The following is an 18,855-nucleotide window of genomic DNA, read 5'->3' as shown; positions in this document are numbered from 1 at the left end:
AACGCTTGCGGCTAAAGGCTGCCCCTATCAAAACGCGCTGCGAAAGATCTCCTCAATCTGACGCTGATCCGCCCGCCGTGGGTTGGTCAGCCCACACGCATCCTTCAGCGCGTTAGTCGCCAGCAAGGGAATGTCCTGCAACTTGGCGCCCAGCTCGCGCAATCCGGCAGGGATCTCGACATCATGGGCGAGGCTGCGAATCGCGGCGATGGCGGCCTGGGCGCCCTCTTCATCGGTGATGCCCTTGACGTCGGCCCCCAACGCACGGCCCACGTCGCTCAGGCGTTTGGCGCTAACGCTGGCGTTGAAGCTTTGCACATGGGGCAGCAACACCGCGTTGCATACGCCGTGGGGCAGGTCGTAGAAACCTCCCAATTGGTGCGCCATGGCGTGCACAAAACCCAGGGATGCATTGTTGAAGGCCATGCCGGCGAGGAATTGCGCATAGGCCATGTTTTTGCGGGCGGCCTTGTCGCTGCCGTCGCGCACCGCCAGGCGCAGATTGGCGCTGATCAGTTCGATGGCTTTGATGGCGCAGGCGTCGGTGATCGGGTTGGCGGCGGTGGACACGTAGGCTTCGATGGCGTGGGTCAACGCGTCCATGCCAGTCGCGGCGGTAAGCCCCTTGGGCATGCCGACCATCAGCGCCGGGTCGTTGACCGACAGCAGCGGCGTGACGTTGCGGTCGACGATGGCCATTTTCACATGGCGGGTTTCGTCGGTGATGATGCAGAAACGTGTCATCTCGCTGGCGGTGCCGGCGGTGGTGTTGATGGCCACCAGGGGCAGTTGCGGTTTGCCGGACTGGTCGACGCCTTCGTAGTCGCCAATATGCCCACCGTTCGTGGCGCACAGGGCGATGCCCTTGGCACAGTCATGGGGTGAACCGCCGCCCAGGGACACCACGAAATCACAGGCGCTTTCCTGCAACAGCGCCAGGCCTTTCTCGACGTTTTCCACATTCGGGTTGGGCTTGGCGCCGTCGTAGATCACCGAGTCGATGTCCTGCATCGCCAGTTTCTCGGCGATCATGCTCGCGATGCCGGCCTTGGCCAGGCCGGCGTCGGTGACGATCAGCGCCTTGTGAAAACCATAGTTGCGAATGGCGGTCATGGCTTCGTCGAGGCAGTCGGTGCCCATGATGTTCACGGCGGGGATAAAGAAGGTGCTGCTCATGGTCAATCCTCAGAGGCTTTATGCCTACAGCATCAACCTGCGCTACCCGCCGCATCTTGATCAGGATCAACACCGACCCGTGATAAAGTCTCCGTCCAGCCGATTTCGAGTAGACCCGCCGCAATGAAGGATTTCCAGGATATTGACGCCCACCTTGAAGACTGGAGCGCCCTGCGCAGCAGTACGGACTTCAGCGGGATTCTGATCGGCAATGGCGCGAGCCGTGCCATTTGGGAAGACTTTGCCTACGACTCGCTGTTCGAAAACGCCCGTACCGTTGAGGAAAAGCCCCTGAGCCAGTCCGAGCTCAGCGTATTCGACGCCCTGCAAACCCGCAGTTTCGAGCAAGCCCTGGGCGCGTTGAAGACCACCAGCCGGGTCAACAAGGCCCTGGCGGTCAGCTCGGCGGCGCCGCGCAATCGCTATTACGCGATCAAGGAAGCCTTGATCAATACCATCCACGCTGTGCATATCCCGTGGCGCCTGGTGCAACCGTCGACGCTGGCGACGATCAACGCTGAGCTGAAGCATTACTCGACGGTATTCACCAGCAACTACGACCTGCTCAACTATTGGGCGATCCTGCACACGCCAGGCATCGATGACCTGTTCCGCAGCGCCGACGCCAGCTTCGACCTGCGCAATACCCGCACCGACGCCACGCGCATCCTCTACCTGCACGGCGGCCTGCACCTGGTGCGCAACCTGGATGGTACCGCGCGCAAACTGCCGACCACCGACAGCACCTTGCTCAGCAGCTTTGCGATCAACAACACGATCAAGACCCTCGATGATGTGCCGCTGTTTGTCAGCGAGGGCAAGGTTGAGGAGAAGCTCAAGACCATCCGCAGTTCGGATTACCTGTCGTTCTGCTATGAGCAGTTGCTCAGCCACGAAGGTGCACTGTGCATCTTTGGCCATGACCTGGGAGCGCAGGATAAACACCTGGTGGATGCGATTCGCCAAGCCAGGCTGACCACGCTGGCGATCTCGGTGTCGGGGCGCAGTGATGGTTTTATTCGTCAGCAGAAGCGGCGGTATTCGGAGTTGTTCGATGGGACGGGTGTAGAACTGAAGTTCTTTGCGGCGCGCACGCATCCATTGGGCAATCCGGCGTTGTCAGTTCCTGTCGAACGCTGATCCCCCGAATAACCCATTACCTGTAGGAGCCCGGCTTGCCGGCGATAGCGTTTCTGCGGACGCCATCGCCGGCAAGCCGGGCTCCTACAGAGGATTGCGTCAATCTTCCGCGCTGTGCACCACGACCAGCAACTGTGCCTGCACCGGCCCCACCGAGCGCAACCGATGGGGTTTCTGCGCATTGAAGTGCAGCGCATCGCCGCGCTCCAGGATCACCCGTTCGTTCATGAAATCCACCTCGACCTGACCTTCATGCACAAACAAAAACTCCTCCCCCACATGCTCCTTGAAGGTCTTGTCGGTGAACTCCGCCGGCGGGTAGATGATGAACGGCAGCAGGCTGCGCTCGCTGACCTGATGGGCCAGCACCGCATAACCCGGTGAGGTGTCCGGCCGTTCATGGCTGCGCACCAGGCTGTAGTTGTCGAGGCTGACGCTGTCTTCGCTGAACAGTTCTTCGACCTTCACGTTCAACGCCTTGGCCAGCTTCAACGCGGCGGCAATCGACGGCGTGTTCAGCCCGCGCTCGACCTTGGACAGGTAACTCTTGGTCATCCCGGACTTTTCGGCCAGGACATCCAACGTCACACCAAGTTTTTTTCTCAATAATTTCAAACGGATAGACATGCGCTGCGATTAATCCATGCAGTAAGCGATGAGCTGTGCTTGCCAATGACACAAAGTGTCATATAGCATCGTTAGTGTCATTTGCAGCCACCGAGGGCACCCGATATGGCCAAGACATTAGCACTCCCAAAAGACCAACTGGTCAAGCAAGCGCTGGTCCAGATGCAAAACACCCTGGCGGATAATACGTGGACCGTCCGGCAAAAGCTGGCGCTCACGTGTCGCATCCTGTTCGAAAACGGCCACGACTCCGGCCTGGCCGGGCAGATCACTGCGCGCGGGCCGGAACAGGGCACCTATTACACTCAGCAATTGGGCCTGGGTTTTGATGAGATCACCGCCAGCAACCTGTTGCTGGTGAACGAGGACCTTGAAGTACTGGAAGGCCACGGCATCCCCAACCCGGCCAACCGTTTTCACAGTTGGGTGTACCGTGGGCGGCCGGATGTGAACTGCATCATCCACACCCATCCGACCCACATCGCCGCGCTGTCGATGCTGGAAGTGCCGCTGCAGGTGTCCCATATGGACCTCTGCCCGCTGTACGAAGACTGTGCCTTCCTGGAGGCCTGGCCGGGTGTGCCGGTGGGCAATGAAGAAGGGGAAATCATCACCACGGCACTGGGTGACAAACGCGCGATCCTGCTCTCACACCATGGCCAGTTGTCCACCGGGGCGAGCGTCGAGGAAGCCTGCGTGATCGCGCAGTTGATCGAGCGCGCGGCCAAATTGCAGTTGCTGGCGATGGCGGCCGGCACCATCAAGCCGATCCTGCCGGAGCTGGGGCGCGAGGCCCATGACTGGATCTCCCGGCCCAAGCGTCACGGTGCCGCGTTCAACTACTACGCCCGGCAGAACCTGCGTCAACACGCCGATTGCCTGAACTGACTTGCCCTTTTTCGACCGGAGACCTTCCATGTCTAGCCCAACCCTTCACGGCATCATCGGCTACACCATCACCCCGTTCAGCGCCGACGGCCAACGCATTGACCTCGACGCCCTCGGCCGCTCCATCGACCGCCTGATCGAAGGCGGCGTACACGCCATCGCGCCACTGGGCAGCACCGGTGAAGGTGCGTACTTGAGCGACGCCGAGTGGGACGAAGTCAGCGCCTACAGCCTGGCCAAAATCGCCCGGCGCGTGCCGACCATCGTCAGCGTGTCCGACCTCACCACCGCCAAAGCCGTACGCCGCGCCCGCTACGCCGAGGCCAATGGCGCCGATGTGGTGATGGTGCTGCCGACCTCCTACTGGAAACTCAGCGAAGCGGAAATCATCGCCCACTACGCCGCGATCGGCGACAGCATCGGCGTGCCGATCATGCTCTACAACAACCCGGCCACCAGCGGCACGGACATGTCGGTGGACCTGATCCTGCGCATCATCAAGCAGGTGGCCAACGTGACCATGGTCAAGGAGAGCACCGGGGACATCCAGCGCATGCATCAGTTGCATCGCCACAGCGACGTGCCGTTCTACAACGGTTGCAACCCGCTGGCGCTGGAAGCCTTCGCGGCGGGTGCCAAGGGTTGGTGCACGGCGGCGCCGAACCTGATCCCACAGCTCAACCTGGCGTTGTATGAGGCGGTGTTGGCGAATGACCTGACCGAGGCGCGGGAGCTGTTTTACCGCCAGTTGCCGTTACTGGACTTCATCCTCAAGGGTGGGTTGCCGGCGACGATCAAGGCCGGGCTGCGGTTGACCGGCTTGGAAGCGGGTGACCCGCGTCTGCCGGTGTTCCCACTGAGTGAAACCGGGATTGAACAGTTGAGAAAACTGCTGACAACCGTCTGAAAAAGGCGGCAGGAGCCGGATATCCGGCTCCGACAAAATAAACGAGACAAATGACAATGGTTCTCGATACCATTCGCGACTTTCTCCACGTCGTGCTTCGTCAAGAAGGATATCCATGTCTCGTCCCAAGCCCGACCCGCTGTCGGCCGATGCCTTTCGCGGGTTCTATACAGATATTCTGTATTTCCTGCGCAAGCGCACAGACAACGCCAGCGACGCCGCGGACATGACCCAAGATGTCTTCACTCAGTGGCTGGACTACCGCGACCGGGCCAAGGTCGAGCAGCCACGGGCGTTTCTGTTCCAGATGGCGCGCAATCTGCTGCGTGATCACTGGCGCAAACAGAAGGTACGACACACCGTCCACTCTGATCAGGCCGAAATGGACGCCGAGCCTGTCACCGACGAGCAAAACGATCCCATGGCCGCCGTGCAGCGCTTGCAACGCCTGGAACAGTTGAAAGAAGTCCTTGCCGAACTCTCGCCCCGCAGGCGAGAAGCCCTTATGCTGCACCGCTTCGAAGGCTTGAGCCAGGCGCAGATCGCCGAGCGCATGGGTATTTCGACCAGCATGGTGGAAAAGCACATCGCTTTTGCCCTGCTGCATTGCAAGCGACGCCTTCAACACGAACCCGGCACGGAGCAGCCAGAATGAACCGCCTGAGCGACACCGACGTGCTCGACATCGAAGACAGCGACGCCATCGATGCCCAAGCCGCCAGCTGGTTTGCCCGCAACCGCAATAATGACGCGGGGCGTGCCGACCGCAAGGCCTTTGCCGCCTGGCAAGCTGAGCCCGCCCATGCCCGCGCCTATGCCGAATTCGAGCAACTGTGGGCAGACCTCGCCCAGTTGCAGCAACTGAACAAACCCGTGGCGCTGCCCAAGCGCAAGCCTTCCGTATGGCGCCCGGCCCTGGCCGTGGCGGCCGCCTTGCTGTGCGCAATCATGGCCACGCCTATCGGCGCGCCCCGCGAGCTGTATCACAGCCAGGTCGCAGCCCACGCCAAAGGCATGCGCACCCTCAATCTGCCCGATGGCAGCATCTTGTATGTGAATGCCAACACCCGCGTGCGGGTGGAGTTCACCGCGTACCAGCGCATCGTGCACCTGGACAAAGGCCAACTGTACCTCGAAGTGGCCGCCGACAAGGAACGCCCGCTGTTCGTGCAAGCCGGCGAGGCCAATGTGCGCGTGGTCGGCACCGGCTTCGATGTGCGGCGCAGCCAGCAGCAACTGGTGGTCAGCGTCGCCCATGGCCAGGTCGCATTCGAGCCCGATGCCAAAAGCCCCGTCACCCTGTTGGGCGCCCAGCAGCGTGCGATCTTCAGCTACGCCAAGGGCACATTGCAGCAGCAGACTCTCACCGCCGAAGAGGTTGCCGACTGGCGCAGCGGCCATCTGTCGTTTCGCAATCGCGAGTTGGCCAGCCTGATCGATGAGCTGAGCCTGTATCGCTCACAGGCACCGCTGCACGTCAGCAACGCCGTGGCGCACCTGAAGGTTTCGGGCAATCTGGATGTGAATGACCCCGACGCCCTGCTCAACGCCCTGCCCGCCCTGTTACCGGTAAAAACCGTGGCGTCGGCCGATGGCATTGTGCGCATCGAACCCAGTAAATAAGCCTGCAAAATTCTTATTTGAGAATATTTTGCATTCGCAGGTGTGGTTTTTTCGAGCAGCCCCGTCTTCCCCCGGTCTGCGTTTGATACGCACACCTTTTCGGCCGTTTGGCCACACCGGGGGATTTCATGTTTCGCGCGCCTTGCCACGCTTCGCACCTGTTTCTTCGACCGACACTCATCGCCAGCTGCCTGGTATTCAGCCTCAATGCACAGGCCGATTCGCTCATGCTGCAACTGCCTGCGCAGTCGCTGGCCACGTCACTGAGCCAGGTGGCGCAGCAGGCGAAAATCCAGCTGCTGTTCGATGAGGAACTGCTCAAGAACGTGCAGGCGCCAGCACTCAACGGCGATTTCACACCGGAAGTGGCGATTCGTACCCTGCTGAAAACTGGCGAGTTCACCTTGATCAAGGTCGGCAGCACCTACGTCGTGCGCCCCGATGAAGGCAAGACCACCCATAGCGGCGTGATCCAATTGGACGCCCTGAGCGTGATCGGCACCGGTACCGAGGTCAACTCCAGCACCGTCGGCCGTTCCACCCTGAGCCAGGAAGACATCGACCGTTACCAGTCCAATAACATCCCCAGCCTGTTGCAGACCCTGCCCGGCGTCAGCCAAGGCGGCTCGCTGAAACCTGGCGGCCAGACCATCAATATCCGTGGGTTCGGCGATGCCGAAGACGTCCCGCTGACCGTCGATGGCGCCACCAAGAGCGGCTTTGAACGCTATCAGCAAGGCACGGTGTTCATTGAGCCCGAACTGATCAAAAGCATCGAGGTGGAGAAAGGCCCCAACTCGCCTTTCACCGGCAACGGCGGGTTTGGCGGTACGGTCAACATGACCACCAAGGATGCCCCCGACCTGCTCAAGGACGGCCGCAACAGTGGTGCGATGCTCAAATACGGTTACTCCAGCAACGACCATGAGCAGGTCTACAGCAGCGCCGTGTACGGGCGTACCGACGATGGCCGTTTCGATGCACTGGCCTATTTGACTCAACGCGATGGCGACGACATGAAGGTCGCCGCCAAACTGCCCAACGAGAACAATCAGTACCCGATCAACCCCCAGCGTCTGCCGAACTCCGCGCAGAATGTCGACGGCAAGCTGTTCAAGGTCAACGCCCACTTCACCGAAGAGCACGCTGTTGGCTTGTCCTACTCTCGTTCACACAGCGACCGCTGGACACCGTTCTCGGCGGCCAGCTACCCGACGCCGCCCACCCAGGCCAACATTGACCGCTATGGCTACGAAGCGGCGTTGAAGCGTTTCCTGGCCCATCGCGACACCGTCGACACCACCTGGTCGGGCAAATACGAATACACACCGCTGGACAACCCGCTGGTGGACCTGACTGTCAAATACTCCCAGTCCAACACCGACCAGACCGACGAACGCGACGCCACGGCGTTTTTCCAACTGGCCACCGGCGGACGCAAAATGGACACCGCCTACACCGACAAGAATCTCGACGTGCGCAACGTCAGCCTGTTTGACACCGGCCCGTTGCAGCATGCCGTCACCGTGGGCGGGCAAATCCGCAAGCACATCCGCGAGACCGAAATGTGGATGCCGGGCACCACCTACAACACCGCGCGTTACAACTACGGGCATTTCCAACCGGGCTTCATGCCCCATGGCAAAGTCGATACCAACAGTTTCTTCGTGCAGGATGCGGTGACCCTGGGTGATGTCACCATCACCCCATCGATGCGCTACGACCACGTGCGCAACCGCGGCGAAGCCAACGATGCGCAGTACTACAGCAACCCCGATCCGTCCTTCGGCCACGATTACAGCGACCGCACCTACACCGGCTGGTCGCCGCGCCTGGCAGTGTTCTGGACCGTCAACCCGAACCTCGGGCTGTTCGCCAACTGGAGCAAGACCTGGCGCGCGCCGGTGATCGACGAACAGTACGAGGTCCAGGGCCTGGGCAGCCGCACCGCCACCAGCGTCGACCTCGACCCGGAGCGCATCACCTCGATCAGCGTGGGCAGCGTCAGTAGCTTCGACAACCTGATCACCCACGAGGACAACCTGCAACTGCGCACCACCTTCTTCCACAACAAAGTCGAAGATGAAATCTTCAAGGCCACCGGCGTCGGTTGCCAAAACCAAGCCATCAACGGCGGCACCATTTCTACCGCTTGCCCGCCGGGGGCCATGTCCAACTATCGCAACATCGGTGGCCTGACTATCAAGGGCTTCGAGCTCGATTCGTTCTACAACTCCACTTACCTGTTCGGTTCGGTGTCGTTCGCCTATGCCAAGGGCGACCATGAAGGTGCCTACACCAACCCCTGGGGCCCGGATGTGGCGGCTCGGGATATCCCGCCGACCAAATGGGTACTGGTGCTCGGCACCAACATTCCGGCGTGGGACGCCCAGGTGGGCTGGACCGGTCAGTTCATCGGCGCGACCTCGCGTTTGCCCAGCGACAAATACTCCGGCGGCCCAGGCAGCAGCGTGGGCGACCTGTTCTATGACCAGTACGGCAACAAGCGCTACAACACCCAGGGCCTGTTCGCCAAATGGAAACCACAACAGGCCTACCTGAAAGGCACCGAAGTGAACTTCACCGTGGACAACCTGTTCAACGAGAACTTCCGTCCGGCCCTGAGCGGCGACCGTGCCTACACCAAGGGCCGTGATGCCAAGATCAGCGTCACGCGTTTCTTCTAACGCCTGCCCCTGTAGGAGCGAGCTTGCTCGCGAAAACCGTCAACGCTAAAGCTGAAAACCTGACACACCGAGGTGCCCATGCGTTTTTCGCGAGCAAGCTCGCTCCTACAAACTGTACGGATAAATCCGCACGCAGCTGTAAGCCCGCAATCGGCGGGGGATGTGGCTAGATGGGCTTCCCTTGAAGCCCTCTAGATTTCGGTTCTTCCCCATGAGCTCGCGCGAAAACACCGGCATGGCCCTCGGCCTGCTGGGCGTCATCATCTTCAGCCTGACCCTGCCCTTCACCCGCATCGTGGTGCAGGAAATCCACCCGTTGCTCAACGGCCTGGGCCGTGCGTTGTTCGCGGCGATCCCGGCGGCGGCGCTGCTGCTGTGGCGTCGCGAACGCTGGCCAACCTGGCGCCAGGTGCGCGGGCTGTGCCTGGTGATCGCGGGCGTGATCCTGGGTTTCCCGGTACTGTCGGCATGGGCCATGCAGACCTTGCCGGCGTCCCATGGCGCGCTGGTCAACGGCCTGCAACCGCTGTGCGTGGCGCTGTACGCGGCGTGGCTGTCCCATGAACGGCCGTCGAAAGCCTTCTGGGCTTGTGCGGCGCTGGGCAGTGCGTTGGTGTTGAGTTATGCGCTGATTACTGGGGCCGGCAGTATCCAGGCGGGCGACCTGCTGATGCTCGGTGCGATTGCCGTGGGCGGCCTGGGTTACGCTGAAGGCGGCCGACTGGCCAAGGAGATGGGTGGCTGGCAGGTGATCTGCTGGGCGCTGGTGCTGTCGACGCCCGTGCTGATCGGGCCGGTGGGGTACCTGGCGGCGCAACACCAAGGGGCAATTTCCATGCGCGCCTGGTGGGCGTTTGGCTACGTGTCGCTGTTCTCGCAGTTCCTGGGGTTCTTCGCCTGGTACGCCGGGTTGGCCATGGGCGGAATTGCGCGGGTCAGCCAGATCCAACTGTTGCAGATCTTCTTCACCATTGCGTTTTCGGCGCTGTTCTTTGGCGAACACATCGAGCCGATCACTTGGCTGTTTGCGTGTGGGGTGATCGTGACGGTGATGCTGGGGCGCAAGACAGCGGTGCAGCCAGCACCGGACTCCTGTAGGAGCGAGCTCGCTCGCGAAAATCGTTAACGATGACGCGAAAAACCTGAAAGCCCACTGCGCTCTCAGATTTTTCGCGAGCAAGCTCGCTCCTACGAGGGAGCGTGTTCAGACCAGGTAGCCATCCGCGCGCAGCAGGGTTTCCAGGCAGTGTTCGGTGATGTGGTAGAACGCTTTAAGCGCCTGGATTTTCTCCAGCAACTGCGCGTTGTCCAACGGCTCGGTGCGCTTCACGGCAAGAATCATCTTGTTCTTGTTAGTGTGTTCCAACGAGATGAATTCGAACACCTTGGTCTCGTAGCCACAGGCTTCGAGGAACAGCGCACGCAAGCTGTCGGTGACCATTTCCGCCTGTTGGCCCAGGTGCAGGCCGTATTGCAACATCGGCTTGAGCAGCACCGGGCTCTGGATCTGCAGGCGGATCTGCTTGTGGCAGCACGGCGAGCACATGATGATCGACGCGCCGGAACGGATACCGGTGTGGATCGCGTAGTCGGTGGCAATGTCGCACGCATGCAGGGCGATCATCACGTCCAGCGCGCTGGGCGCCACGCTGCGCACGTCACCGCATTTGAACACCAGCCCCGTATGCTCCAGGCGCGCGGCGGCGGTGTTGCACAAGGTCACCATGTCTTCGCGCAGCTCGACGCCGGTCACTTCGCCTTCGGCCTTGAGGGTGTTGCGCAGGTAGTCGTGGATGGCAAAGGTCAGGTAGCCCTTGCCCGAGCCGAAGTCAGCGACACGCACCGGCTGGTCCAGCTTCAAGGGTGACGAGGTGAGCGCGTGGCTGAACACTTCGATGAACTTGTTGATCTGCTTCCACTTGCGCGACATCGATGGGATCAGCGCCTGCTTGGCGTCCGTCACCCCCAGGTCGGCGAGGAATGGCCGGCTCAGGTCGAGGAAGCGATTTTTCTCACGGTTATGTTCAGCCGATGGCGCTTCACGCAGTTGCTGCGGCTTGCTTTTGAACAGTGAGCTTTTGTTCTTCTTGCTGTATTCCAGCTGGGCTTCGTCAGTCAGCGACAGCAGGTGCGCGTTCTTGAACTGCGCCGGCAGCAACGCGGCAATCACTGCCACACCTTCGGCCTGCGGGAAATTCTTGGTGATGTCACGGGTCTTGTAGCGGTAGACGAACGACAGGCAAGCCTGCTCCTTGACCGTGACCGGCTTGATGATCAGCCGCTGCAACTCGGCTTCCTCACCGACATACTTGGCCAGCACCAGCTTGATAAAGGCGTTCTGCGCGAGGCTTGCGCTGAGCAGTTCGATGAACTGGGCGTGATGGTCCGGCGCAGGGCGGGCAGGTTGAGCGGTGACAGACATGAACAAAAACGCCTCGGGCAGGGAATGCCGGGCATTTTAGGGGGGATGGGCCGGGAGGGCACGGGGTTATTTGATCAGCGGTCATTATTGTAGGAGTCCGGCTTGCCGGCGATGGCGGTCTTAAGGCCCCATCGCCGGCAAGCCGGGCTCTTACAGAATCTATTCCAATACCACCAGGCGATTGGGCAGTTCGTTACGGGTTTGGGTGACCGGCACATGCACCTTCAATAACTCGCCACAGGCCTCGATACACGCAATGAACCCCGCCAACGTCTGCCCCTGTTTCACCTGCTGGGTAAACGCCTTGACGATCACATCCCAACTGCCGTCATCCAGGCGTTTGGAAATGCCGTCATCCACCAGAATTTCCACATACCGCTCCGCCTCGCTGACAAAAATCAGCACGCCGGTGCTGCCCAGGGTGTGATGCAGGTTCTGCTCCAGGAACTGCCGCCGCGCCAGGTTGGACGCGCGCCAGTGGCGCACCGAACGAGGGATCAACCGCGTGGTGACCTTGGGCAGGCGGAACACCAGGCACAACACGATGAACGTCGCCCATTGCGCCAGCAACAAGGTGTACATGGTCAGGTAGCCCGACAGGTAATGCACCACGCCGGGTACCACCAACGCGATCAGGCTGGCCCACAACAGCGGGATGTAGGCGTAGTCATCGGCGCGGGCGGCCAGTACGGTCACCAGCTCAGCGTCGGTGGTTTTCTCGACGCGGGCGATCGCTTCCGCGACTTGGCGCTGCTCGTGTTCAGTCAGTAATGCCATGGTTGTGCTTGCTCTCTCATTATTATCATCACCAGCCGCCTGAAGCCCCGCCGCCGCCAAAGCCGCCACCGCCGCCCCGGAAACCACCGCCGCCTCCCCCACCGCCGCCGCCACGGCCGCTGCTGCTGAGAATCGCCAGCAAAATAGCGCCCACCGGCAGCCCCATGCGATTGCACAGCCACAACACGCCGATCAGCAGGATAAACAAGCCGATGGAAAACCCGGGATTATCCTTGGCAAAGTTGGCATCCGCCACATGCGCCGGCACGGCCAGTGGCTCGCCGCCCACCACCTGCACCATCGCAGCCACGCCGTCGCTGATGCCTTTGCTGAAGTTGCCGGCCTTGAACGCCGGCGCGATCACCTGGTTGATGATCACCCACGACTGCGCATCGGTGAGTACACCTTCCAGGCCATAGCCGACTTCGATGCGCAATTTGCGCTCATCGCGGGCGACGATCAACAGCGCGCCGTTGTCCTTGCCCTTCTGGCCGATACCCCACTCGCGGCCCAATTGGTAACCGAAGTCTTCAATGGGCACGCCTTGCAGGTCAGGCACGGTGACCACCACGATCTGGTCGCCGGACGTCTGCTCCAGCGCCTGCAACTGCTGGGTCAGTTGCTGGCGCGTGGCCGGGTCGATCATCTGGGCGTTGTCCACCACTCGCCCGGTCAGCGCCGGGAAGGTCAGCGCCGCCTGGGCCGCACCGACGCAGGCCAACAGCCACAGCGCCAGGCCTATCCGTAATAAACGCATCGACACCTCAGTGCAGCCTTATTTGAACTTCACTTGCGGCGCTTTATCGGCATCGGCACTGGTGGCTTCAAACGTGGCGCGGATCGGCAAGTCGCTGTACATCACGCTGTGCCACAGGCGGCCAGGGAACGTGCGGATCTCGGTGTTGTAGGCCTGCACCGCCTGGATAAAGTCGCGACGCGCCACGGCGATACGGTTTTCGGTGCCTTCAAGCTGGGATTGCAGGGCCAGGAAGTTCTGGTTGGCCTTCAGGTCCGGGTAACGCTCGGACACCACCATCAAGCGGCTGAGTGCGCCGCTCAAGCCATCCTGGGCCTGCTGGAACTGCTTGAGTTTTTCCGGGTTGTCGAGGGTGCTGGCATCCACCTGGATCGAGGTGGCCTTGGCCCGCGCTTCAATCACGGCGGTGAGGGTGTCTTGCTCATGGGCAGCGTAGCCCTTGACCACTTCCACCAGGTTGGGGATCAGGTCGGCGCGGCGTTGGTACTGGTTCTGCACCTGGCCCCAGGCGGCCTTGGCCTGTTCATCCAGTGTGGGAATGTTGTTGATGCCGCAACCGCTCAGCACCGTGCTGATCAATAGCAAAGCTGCGGCTTTCAAGCCCCAGCGGTAACCCTGTGCTGCTTGCATGGTGTTTCTCCTGCCCAATCTTGATGGAATGTTACGACTAACCCTATACACCGCGCGCTTGGGGCATAATCCGCCACCACTGGATTGCATCGAGCCAATCAGCTACAAAGATGCCCAGCGCGAAAAAGAGTTCAGAGTGTGCTGCATTTATCTGAACAACACCCGAACAACAATAGACGCTCCCCACATTTTGGCCGATCAGCGTTATCGCTGTGCAGTGAGCCGAAAAAGGATATTCATGAAGAAGCTGTGTTTGCTCGGCCTTGTTGCCACTCTGGCCACCCACCCCGTATGGGCAGAAACAAAGCCTGCTGCGCTTAAAGACAAGGACGCCTTTGTCAGCGACCTGCTCAAGCAGATGACCCTCGATGAAAAGATCGGCCAATTGCGCCTGATCAGCATCGGCCCCGAAATGCCCCGCGAGCTGATCCGCAAGGAAATCGCCGCCGGCCGCATCGGCGGCACGTTCAACTCCATCACCCGCCCGGAAAACCGTCCGATGCAGGACGCGGCCATGCGCAGCCGCCTGAAGATCCCGATGTTCTTCGCCTACGACGTGATCCACGGCCACCGCACGATTTTCCCGATCAGCCTGGCCCTGGCCTCCAGCTGGGATATGGACGCCATCGGCCGCTCCGGGCGCATCGCCGCCCAGGAAGCCGCCGCCGACAGCCTCGACATCACCTTTGCGCCGATGGTCGACATCTCCCGCGACCCACGCTGGGGCCGCACGTCCGAAGGCTTCGGTGAAGACACCTACCTGGTCTCGCGCATTGCCGAAGTGATGGTCAAGGCGTTTCAGGGTGTAAGCCCCGCGAATGCCGACAGCATCATGGCCAGCGTCAAGCACTTCGCCCTGTATGGCGCAGTGGAAGGCGGCCGCGACTACAACGTGGTCGACATGAGCCCGGTCAAGATGTACCAGGACTACCTGCCGCCCTACCACGCGGCGATCAAGGCCGGTTCAGGCGGCGTGATGGTGGCGCTGAACTCGATCAACGGCGTGCCCGCCACCGCCAACACCTGGCTGATGAACGACCTGCTGCGCAAGGACTGGGGCTTCAAGGGCCTGGCCGTGAGCGACCATGGTGCGATCTTCGAGCTGATCAAGCACGGCGTGGCCAAGGACGGACGTGAAGCCGCCAAGCTGGCGATCAAGGCCGGCATCGACATGAGCATGAACGACTCGCTCTACGGCAAGGAATTGCCCGGCCTGCTCAAGTCCGGCGAGATCGAACAGAGCGACATCGACAACGCCGTGCGCGAAGTGCTCGGCGCCAAGTACGACATGGGCCTGTTCAGGGACCCGTACCTGCGCATCGGCAAGGCCGAGGATGACCCGGCCGACACCTACGCCGAAAGTCGCCTGCACCGCGCCGAAGCCCGCGACATCGCCCGCCGCAGCCTGGTCTTGCTGAAAAACCAGAACAACACCCTGCCGCTGAAAAAGTCCGCGACCATCGCCCTGGTCGGCCCGCTGGCCAAGGCGCCGATCGACATGATGGGCAGTTGGGCCGCCGCCGGTAAACCGGAACAGTCGGTCACCCTGCTCGACGGTTTGAACGCGGTGATCGGCGAGAAAGGCAAGATCATCTATGCCCGTGGCGCCAACATCACCAACGACAAGGCCGTGGTCGACTACCTGAACTTCCTCAACTTCGATGCACCGGAAGTGGTGGATGACACCCGCCCAGCCCAGGTGATGATCGACGAGGCCGTCAAAGCCGCCAAGGATGCCGATGTGGTGGTGGCTGCCGTGGGCGAGTCCCGTGGCATGTCCCACGAATCCTCCAGCCGCACCGACCTCAACATCCCGCAAAGCCAGCGCGACCTGATCAAAGCCCTGAAGGCCACCGGCAAGCCGCTGGTGCTGGTGCTGATGAACGGCCGCCCCCTGTCGATTCTCGAAGAGAACCAACAGGCTGACGCGATCCTGGAAACCTGGTTCGCCGGCACCGAAGGCGGCAACGCGATTGCCGACGTACTGTTTGGTGACTACAACCCGTCGGGCAAACTGCCGATCACCTTCCCACGTTCGGTGGGGCAGATTCCGACCTACTACAACCACCTGACCATCGGCCGGCCGTTCACCCCAGGCAAGCCGGGCAACTACACCTCGCAGTACTTCGATGACACCACAGGCCCCCTGTTCCCGTTCGGCTACGGCTTGAGCTACACCACGTTCAGTCTGTCGGACATGGCACTTTCGTCCACTACCCTGAACAAGACCGGCAAGCTTGACGCCAGTGTCACCGTGACCAACACCGGCAAGGTGGACGGCGAAACCGTGGTGCAGTTGTATATCCAGGACGTGGCCGGCTCGATGATCCGCCCGATCAAGGAGCTGAAGAACTTCCAGAAGGTCATGCTCAAGGCGGGTGAAGAGCGCACGTTGCACTTCACCATCACCGAGGAAGACTTGAAGTTCTACAACACCCAGCTGAAGTTCGCGGCGGAACCGGGTGAGTTCAATGTGCAGATCGGGTTGGATTCCCAGGATGTGCAGCAACAGACCTTCGAGCTACTGTAATGCGATCTCCCTTGTAGGAGCCGGCTTGCCGGCGATGGCGTCCGCGAAATCGCCATCGCCGGCAAGCCGGCTCCTACAAAGTTAGGGACGTGTCAGCCGCGTCGGTCGAGCAGGTTAACCACCAACCGATCAATCCACCCCCACACCCGCTGCTTCACCCGCCGCCACAACGGCCGCGACTTCCACGCCTCCAGGCTCACTGCCTGGCTCTGCGCGAAATCCCGCTCGAAACTGCCCGCCACCGCCCGCGTCAATTCAGGGTCCAACGCCTCCAGGTTGGCGTCCAGGTTGAAACGCAGGTTCCAGTGGTCGAAATTGCACGAGCCCACGCTGACCCAGTCATCCACCAGCACCATTTTCAGGTGCAGGAAGCACGGCTGGTATTCAAAGATCTGCACGCCCGAACGCAGCAAGCGCGGGTAATAACGGTGCCCGGCGTAACGCACGGACGGGTGATCGGTGCGCGGGCCGGTGAGTAGCAAACGCACATCGACCCCCCGCCCTGCGGCCCGACGCAACGCGCGGCGCACGCCCCAGGTGGGAAGGAAATACGGGGTCGCCAGCCAGATCCGTTGTTTGCCGCTGTTCAACGCACGGATCAGTGATTGCAGGATGTCCCGGTGCTGACGGGCATCGGCATACGCGACACGGCCAAGCCCCGGCCCGGTGGCGGGCACCCTGGGCAAACGCGGCAAACCGAAGTGGGTGGCAGGTTTCCACGCGCGGCGCGCGTTGTTGGCGTGCCATTGGCGGTCGAACAGTGCCTGCCAATCCTGCACCAACGGGCCGCTGATCTGCACCATGACTTCATGCCAGTCGGCGCTGTCATTGCCCGGCGTCCAGAATTCATCGGTCACGCCGGTGCCGCCGACGAAGGCGACACGCTGGTCGATCAACAACAGTTTGCGATGGTCGCGGTACAGGTTACGCATCCAGCGGCGCCAGCTCAGGCGATTGTAGAAACGCAGTTGCACACCGGCGTAGGTCAGGCGTTTGCGCAGCCCGAGGGTAAACGCCAGGCTGCCGTAATCATCGAACAGGCAGCGCACCTGCACGCCGCGTTCGGCGGCGAGCACCAGCGCCTGCACCATGGCTTCGGCGCAAGCGCCGGCTTCCACCAGGTACAACTCCAGCTCGACTTGCCGCTCGGCGCGAGCAATGCCCACCAGCATCTGCGGGAAGAAATTCGGCCCGTCGATCAGCAATTCGAAACGGTTGGCGCTGCGCCAGGGGAACACCGCGCCGCTCATATCAGCGCGCCGTGAAAATCAGCACCGCACCCACCGGCACCGACAGACTGATCGACTTGAGCCCCGCCGCCTTACGCAACGCTGCCACGCCCGGCGCCAGGTCAAAGTCCTCGGCATGCATCACCAGCGGTTCCAGAGTCACTACCTGGAAGCGTCGGTCGTCCAATCGCGTGGCCAGCAACTCGGCGCTGTAGGTCTGGGTCTTGCCGTGCAGGGTCACGGACAACGGCAGGCGCAACTCCAATTGTGCGCCGGGAGCCAAATCGTTGATCGGCTGCAGGTTGATCTGCGCGTTGATCAGCGCATCGGGAAAGGTCTTGATCTCAAACAATTGATTGCGCATGCGCTCGTCGCGCAGCGGGATACCGCTGTTGACGGACTCCAGCTCCACCTCCAGTTGCGCCGCGCCCTTGCTGTCGACCTTGCCATGCAACACCAGGAAGCGCTGCACTTCGGCGATTTCGGTGTTCTTGGTGGTGACGAACGACAGACGCGACGATTCGTTATCCAGATACCAGTCGGCATGGGCAGGCACAGCAGCGGCGGCCAACAGGGCGAAGGCCAGGGGCTTGATCACAGAAGCGTTGAACATTGAAGACTCGTGGGGCGAAAAACCTGAACGAACCTTAACCGGATCGCGAGGGTTACGCCAATGCGCGCTGCACTTCGCGCACCGTCTCTTCCAGGCTGGCCATGTGCAGGTTCAGCACCCGCTCCACCGGTGCCTGATGCATCGGCCAATGCAGCGCCATGCTCCCAACCAGGCGACCATTGACGCGCACCGGCAGGGCGACGGCGCGAATCAGGAACGGCAAACGCACTGGATACTCCCAATAACCCTCGGTACGCTGGCCGAAGCCCTGGTGCTGGGTTTGCTCGCAGGCCTGGTATTGCTCGTCCGCCGCCACCTGATCGCGACCGGCCAGGCGCTGCACTTCTTCAGCCGGTAACTGGGTCAGGCAGGCCTTGCCCATTGCCGAATGAAACAGGCTGGCGTGCTGGCCGACGATCTGGCAATTGTTGGGGTACAGCTTGCGCAACACGCTGGGGATCGCGCTTTCCATGACTTCCAGGCGCTCGCCATCAAAACAGGACAAATCCACCACCAACCCCGTGCGCTCGCTAAGTTCCAGCAGCCACGGCGCCGCGCTTTCCACGACTTGGCGCTTGAAGCGTTGCTGGGTGTCTCCGAACAGGCGCTGGGCGCGCAGGCGGTAACGACGATCGCTCAAGCCGCGATAGACCCAGCCCTGCTCCTGCAACGTCAGCAACATGCGCGACACCGTGGCCTTGGGCAGGCGTGTGAGGTAGTGCAACTCCTCCAGCCCCAGGGCCTGGTGCGCGCCCAGCAACTCGACGATTGCCAGTGCGCGCTCGACCGAGCGTACGGTGCCTGTCTCCATGTTCGATCTCCCTGTTGCCGATGGATGATCATTGTTCA

General features: G+C 61.5%; 17 protein-coding genes. 8 read left to right on the top strand and 9 right to left on the bottom strand.

Annotation, left to right across the window (positions count from 1 at the left end; all coding sequences use genetic code 11):
• Nucleotides 1-27: 27 nt before the first annotated feature.
• A complete protein-coding gene (gene yiaY / locus HX868_RS14885; RefSeq protein ID WP_177003381.1) occupies nucleotides 28-1,176 on the bottom strand; it encodes an L-threonine dehydrogenase in 1,149 nt (382 codons plus the stop codon).
• A gap of 123 nt (nucleotides 1,177-1,299) precedes the next feature.
• Here yiaY and HX868_RS14880 point away from each other — a divergent pair, with 123 nt between their 5' ends.
• On the top strand, nucleotides 1,300-2,316 hold the full coding sequence (locus HX868_RS14880; protein ID WP_177003380.1) for a DUF4917 family protein: 1,017 nt from the start codon (nucleotides 1,300-1,302) through the stop codon (nucleotides 2,314-2,316).
• Nucleotides 2,317-2,415: 99 nt separating this feature from the next.
• On the opposite strand, the gene HX868_RS14875 is transcribed toward HX868_RS14880, so the two are convergent.
• The gene (locus tag HX868_RS14875; RefSeq protein ID WP_177003379.1) at nucleotides 2,416-2,943 is read right to left on the bottom strand and encodes a helix-turn-helix domain-containing protein; all 528 of its coding nucleotides are present in this window, start codon (nucleotides 2,941-2,943) and stop codon (nucleotides 2,416-2,418) included.
• 105 nt (nucleotides 2,944-3,048) lie between these two features.
• Here HX868_RS14875 and HX868_RS14870 point away from each other — a divergent pair, with 105 nt between their 5' ends.
• The 6 genes from HX868_RS14870 (at nucleotide 3,049) to HX868_RS14845 (ending at nucleotide 10,174) form a co-directional block, all read left to right on the top strand.
• Nucleotides 3,049-3,831: an aldolase gene (locus tag HX868_RS14870; RefSeq protein ID WP_033902694.1), complete on the top strand. Its 783-nt coding sequence runs from the start codon at nucleotides 3,049-3,051 to the stop codon at nucleotides 3,829-3,831.
• A 28-nt stretch (nucleotides 3,832-3,859) separates the two neighbouring features.
• Nucleotides 3,860-4,738, top strand: a complete 879-nt coding sequence (locus tag HX868_RS14865; RefSeq protein WP_177003378.1) for a dihydrodipicolinate synthase family protein — start codon at nucleotides 3,860-3,862, stop codon at nucleotides 4,736-4,738.
• Between the two features lie 115 nt (nucleotides 4,739-4,853).
• The gene (locus tag HX868_RS14860) at nucleotides 4,854-5,393 is read left to right on the top strand and encodes an RNA polymerase sigma factor (protein WP_016975119.1); all 540 of its coding nucleotides are present in this window, start codon (nucleotides 4,854-4,856) and stop codon (nucleotides 5,391-5,393) included.
• On the top strand, nucleotides 5,390-6,361 hold the full coding sequence (locus tag HX868_RS14855) for a FecR family protein (protein ID WP_177003377.1): 972 nt from the start codon (nucleotides 5,390-5,392) through the stop codon (nucleotides 6,359-6,361). The genes HX868_RS14860 and HX868_RS14855 overlap by 4 nt, the downstream gene beginning before the upstream one ends.
• A gap of 128 nt (nucleotides 6,362-6,489) precedes the next feature.
• A complete protein-coding gene (locus HX868_RS14850) occupies nucleotides 6,490-9,048 on the top strand; it encodes a TonB-dependent receptor (RefSeq protein WP_177003376.1) in 2,559 nt (852 codons plus the stop codon).
• Between the two features lie 211 nt (nucleotides 9,049-9,259).
• On the top strand, nucleotides 9,260-10,174 hold the full coding sequence (locus HX868_RS14845) for a DMT family transporter (RefSeq protein ID WP_177003375.1): 915 nt from the start codon (nucleotides 9,260-9,262) through the stop codon (nucleotides 10,172-10,174).
• Nucleotides 10,175-10,252: 78 nt separating this feature from the next.
• On the opposite strand, the gene HX868_RS14840 is transcribed toward HX868_RS14845, so the two are convergent.
• The 4 genes from HX868_RS14840 to HX868_RS14825 form a co-directional block, all read right to left on the bottom strand.
• The gene (locus tag HX868_RS14840; protein ID WP_177003374.1) at nucleotides 10,253-11,470 is read right to left on the bottom strand and encodes a class I SAM-dependent methyltransferase; all 1,218 of its coding nucleotides are present in this window, start codon (nucleotides 11,468-11,470) and stop codon (nucleotides 10,253-10,255) included.
• A gap of 159 nt (nucleotides 11,471-11,629) precedes the next feature.
• Nucleotides 11,630-12,247 (bottom strand): TPM domain-containing protein, encoded by a 618-nt coding sequence (locus HX868_RS14835; protein WP_122724794.1) that lies wholly within the window; start codon nucleotides 12,245-12,247, stop codon nucleotides 11,630-11,632.
• A 28-nt stretch (nucleotides 12,248-12,275) separates the two neighbouring features.
• Entirely contained in the window at nucleotides 12,276-13,004 is a 729-nt protein-coding gene (locus HX868_RS31025) for a TPM domain-containing protein (RefSeq protein ID WP_095015042.1), read from the bottom strand.
• An 18-nt stretch (nucleotides 13,005-13,022) separates the two neighbouring features.
• A complete protein-coding gene (locus HX868_RS14825) occupies nucleotides 13,023-13,634 on the bottom strand; it encodes a LemA family protein (protein WP_010212287.1) in 612 nt (203 codons plus the stop codon).
• 238 nt (nucleotides 13,635-13,872) lie between these two features.
• On the opposite strand from HX868_RS14825, the gene bglX reads away from it, so the two are divergent.
• Complete coding sequence (bglX, locus tag HX868_RS14820; protein WP_177003373.1) at nucleotides 13,873-16,164, top strand: beta-glucosidase BglX; 2,292 nt, start codon at nucleotides 13,873-13,875, stop codon at nucleotides 16,162-16,164.
• Nucleotides 16,165-16,256: 92 nt separating this feature from the next.
• Here the strand turns inward: bglX and HX868_RS14815 are convergent, their stop codons facing one another.
• The 3 genes from HX868_RS14815 to HX868_RS14805 are packed head-to-tail and all read right to left on the bottom strand — an operon-like array spanning nucleotide 16,257 to nucleotide 18,817.
• Nucleotides 16,257-17,414, bottom strand: a complete 1,158-nt coding sequence (locus HX868_RS14815; RefSeq protein ID WP_177003372.1) for a phospholipase D-like domain-containing protein — start codon at nucleotides 17,412-17,414, stop codon at nucleotides 16,257-16,259.
• A 1-nt stretch (nucleotide 17,415) separates the two neighbouring features.
• Entirely contained in the window at nucleotides 17,416-18,006 is a 591-nt protein-coding gene (locus tag HX868_RS14810) for a YceI family protein (RefSeq protein WP_016975110.1), read from the bottom strand.
• Nucleotides 18,007-18,058: 52 nt separating this feature from the next.
• Complete coding sequence (locus HX868_RS14805; protein WP_177003371.1) at nucleotides 18,059-18,817, bottom strand: IclR family transcriptional regulator; 759 nt, start codon at nucleotides 18,815-18,817, stop codon at nucleotides 18,059-18,061.
• Nucleotides 18,818-18,855: the final 38 nt, after the last annotated feature.

This window comes from Pseudomonas reactans, from assembly GCF_013385825.1.
GTDB classification, from domain to species: Bacteria; Pseudomonadota; Gammaproteobacteria; order Pseudomonadales; family Pseudomonadaceae; genus Aquipseudomonas; species Aquipseudomonas reactans.
Note: the sequence above shows the minus strand (reverse complement) of the source record. Positions and strands in the feature narration are given on the sequence as shown.

Bases quoted from the DNA above. Each gene is read 5' to 3' on its own strand.
- yiaY (WP_177003381.1), bottom strand. From the start codon at position 1,176: ATGAGCAGCACCTTCTTTATCCCCGCCGTGAACATCATGGGCACCGAC.
- HX868_RS14880 (WP_177003380.1), top strand. From the start codon at position 1,300: ATGAAGGATTTCCAGGATATTGACGCCCACCTTGAAGACTGGAGCGCC.
- HX868_RS14875 (WP_177003379.1), bottom strand. From the start codon at position 2,943: ATGTCTATCCGTTTGAAATTATTGAGAAAAAAACTTGGTGTGACGTTG.
- HX868_RS14870 (WP_033902694.1), top strand. From the start codon at position 3,049: ATGGCCAAGACATTAGCACTCCCAAAAGACCAACTGGTCAAGCAAGCG.
- HX868_RS14865 (WP_177003378.1), top strand. From the start codon at position 3,860: ATGTCTAGCCCAACCCTTCACGGCATCATCGGCTACACCATCACCCCG.
- HX868_RS14860 (WP_016975119.1), top strand. From the start codon at position 4,854: ATGTCTCGTCCCAAGCCCGACCCGCTGTCGGCCGATGCCTTTCGCGGG.
- HX868_RS14855 (WP_177003377.1), top strand. From the start codon at position 5,390: ATGAACCGCCTGAGCGACACCGACGTGCTCGACATCGAAGACAGCGAC.
- HX868_RS14850 (WP_177003376.1), top strand. From the start codon at position 6,490: ATGTTTCGCGCGCCTTGCCACGCTTCGCACCTGTTTCTTCGACCGACA.
- HX868_RS14845 (WP_177003375.1), top strand. From the start codon at position 9,260: ATGAGCTCGCGCGAAAACACCGGCATGGCCCTCGGCCTGCTGGGCGTC.
- HX868_RS14840 (WP_177003374.1), bottom strand. From the start codon at position 11,470: ATGTCTGTCACCGCTCAACCTGCCCGCCCTGCGCCGGACCATCACGCC.
- HX868_RS14835 (WP_122724794.1), bottom strand. From the start codon at position 12,247: ATGGCATTACTGACTGAACACGAGCAGCGCCAAGTCGCGGAAGCGATC.
- HX868_RS31025 (WP_095015042.1), bottom strand. From the start codon at position 13,004: ATGCGTTTATTACGGATAGGCCTGGCGCTGTGGCTGTTGGCCTGCGTC.
- HX868_RS14825 (WP_010212287.1), bottom strand. From the start codon at position 13,634: ATGCAAGCAGCACAGGGTTACCGCTGGGGCTTGAAAGCCGCAGCTTTG.
- bglX (WP_177003373.1), top strand. From the start codon at position 13,873: ATGAAGAAGCTGTGTTTGCTCGGCCTTGTTGCCACTCTGGCCACCCAC.
- HX868_RS14815 (WP_177003372.1), bottom strand. From the start codon at position 17,414: ATGAGCGGCGCGGTGTTCCCCTGGCGCAGCGCCAACCGTTTCGAATTG.
- HX868_RS14810 (WP_016975110.1), bottom strand. From the start codon at position 18,006: ATGTTCAACGCTTCTGTGATCAAGCCCCTGGCCTTCGCCCTGTTGGCC.
- HX868_RS14805 (WP_177003371.1), bottom strand. From the start codon at position 18,817: ATGGAGACAGGCACCGTACGCTCGGTCGAGCGCGCACTGGCAATCGTC.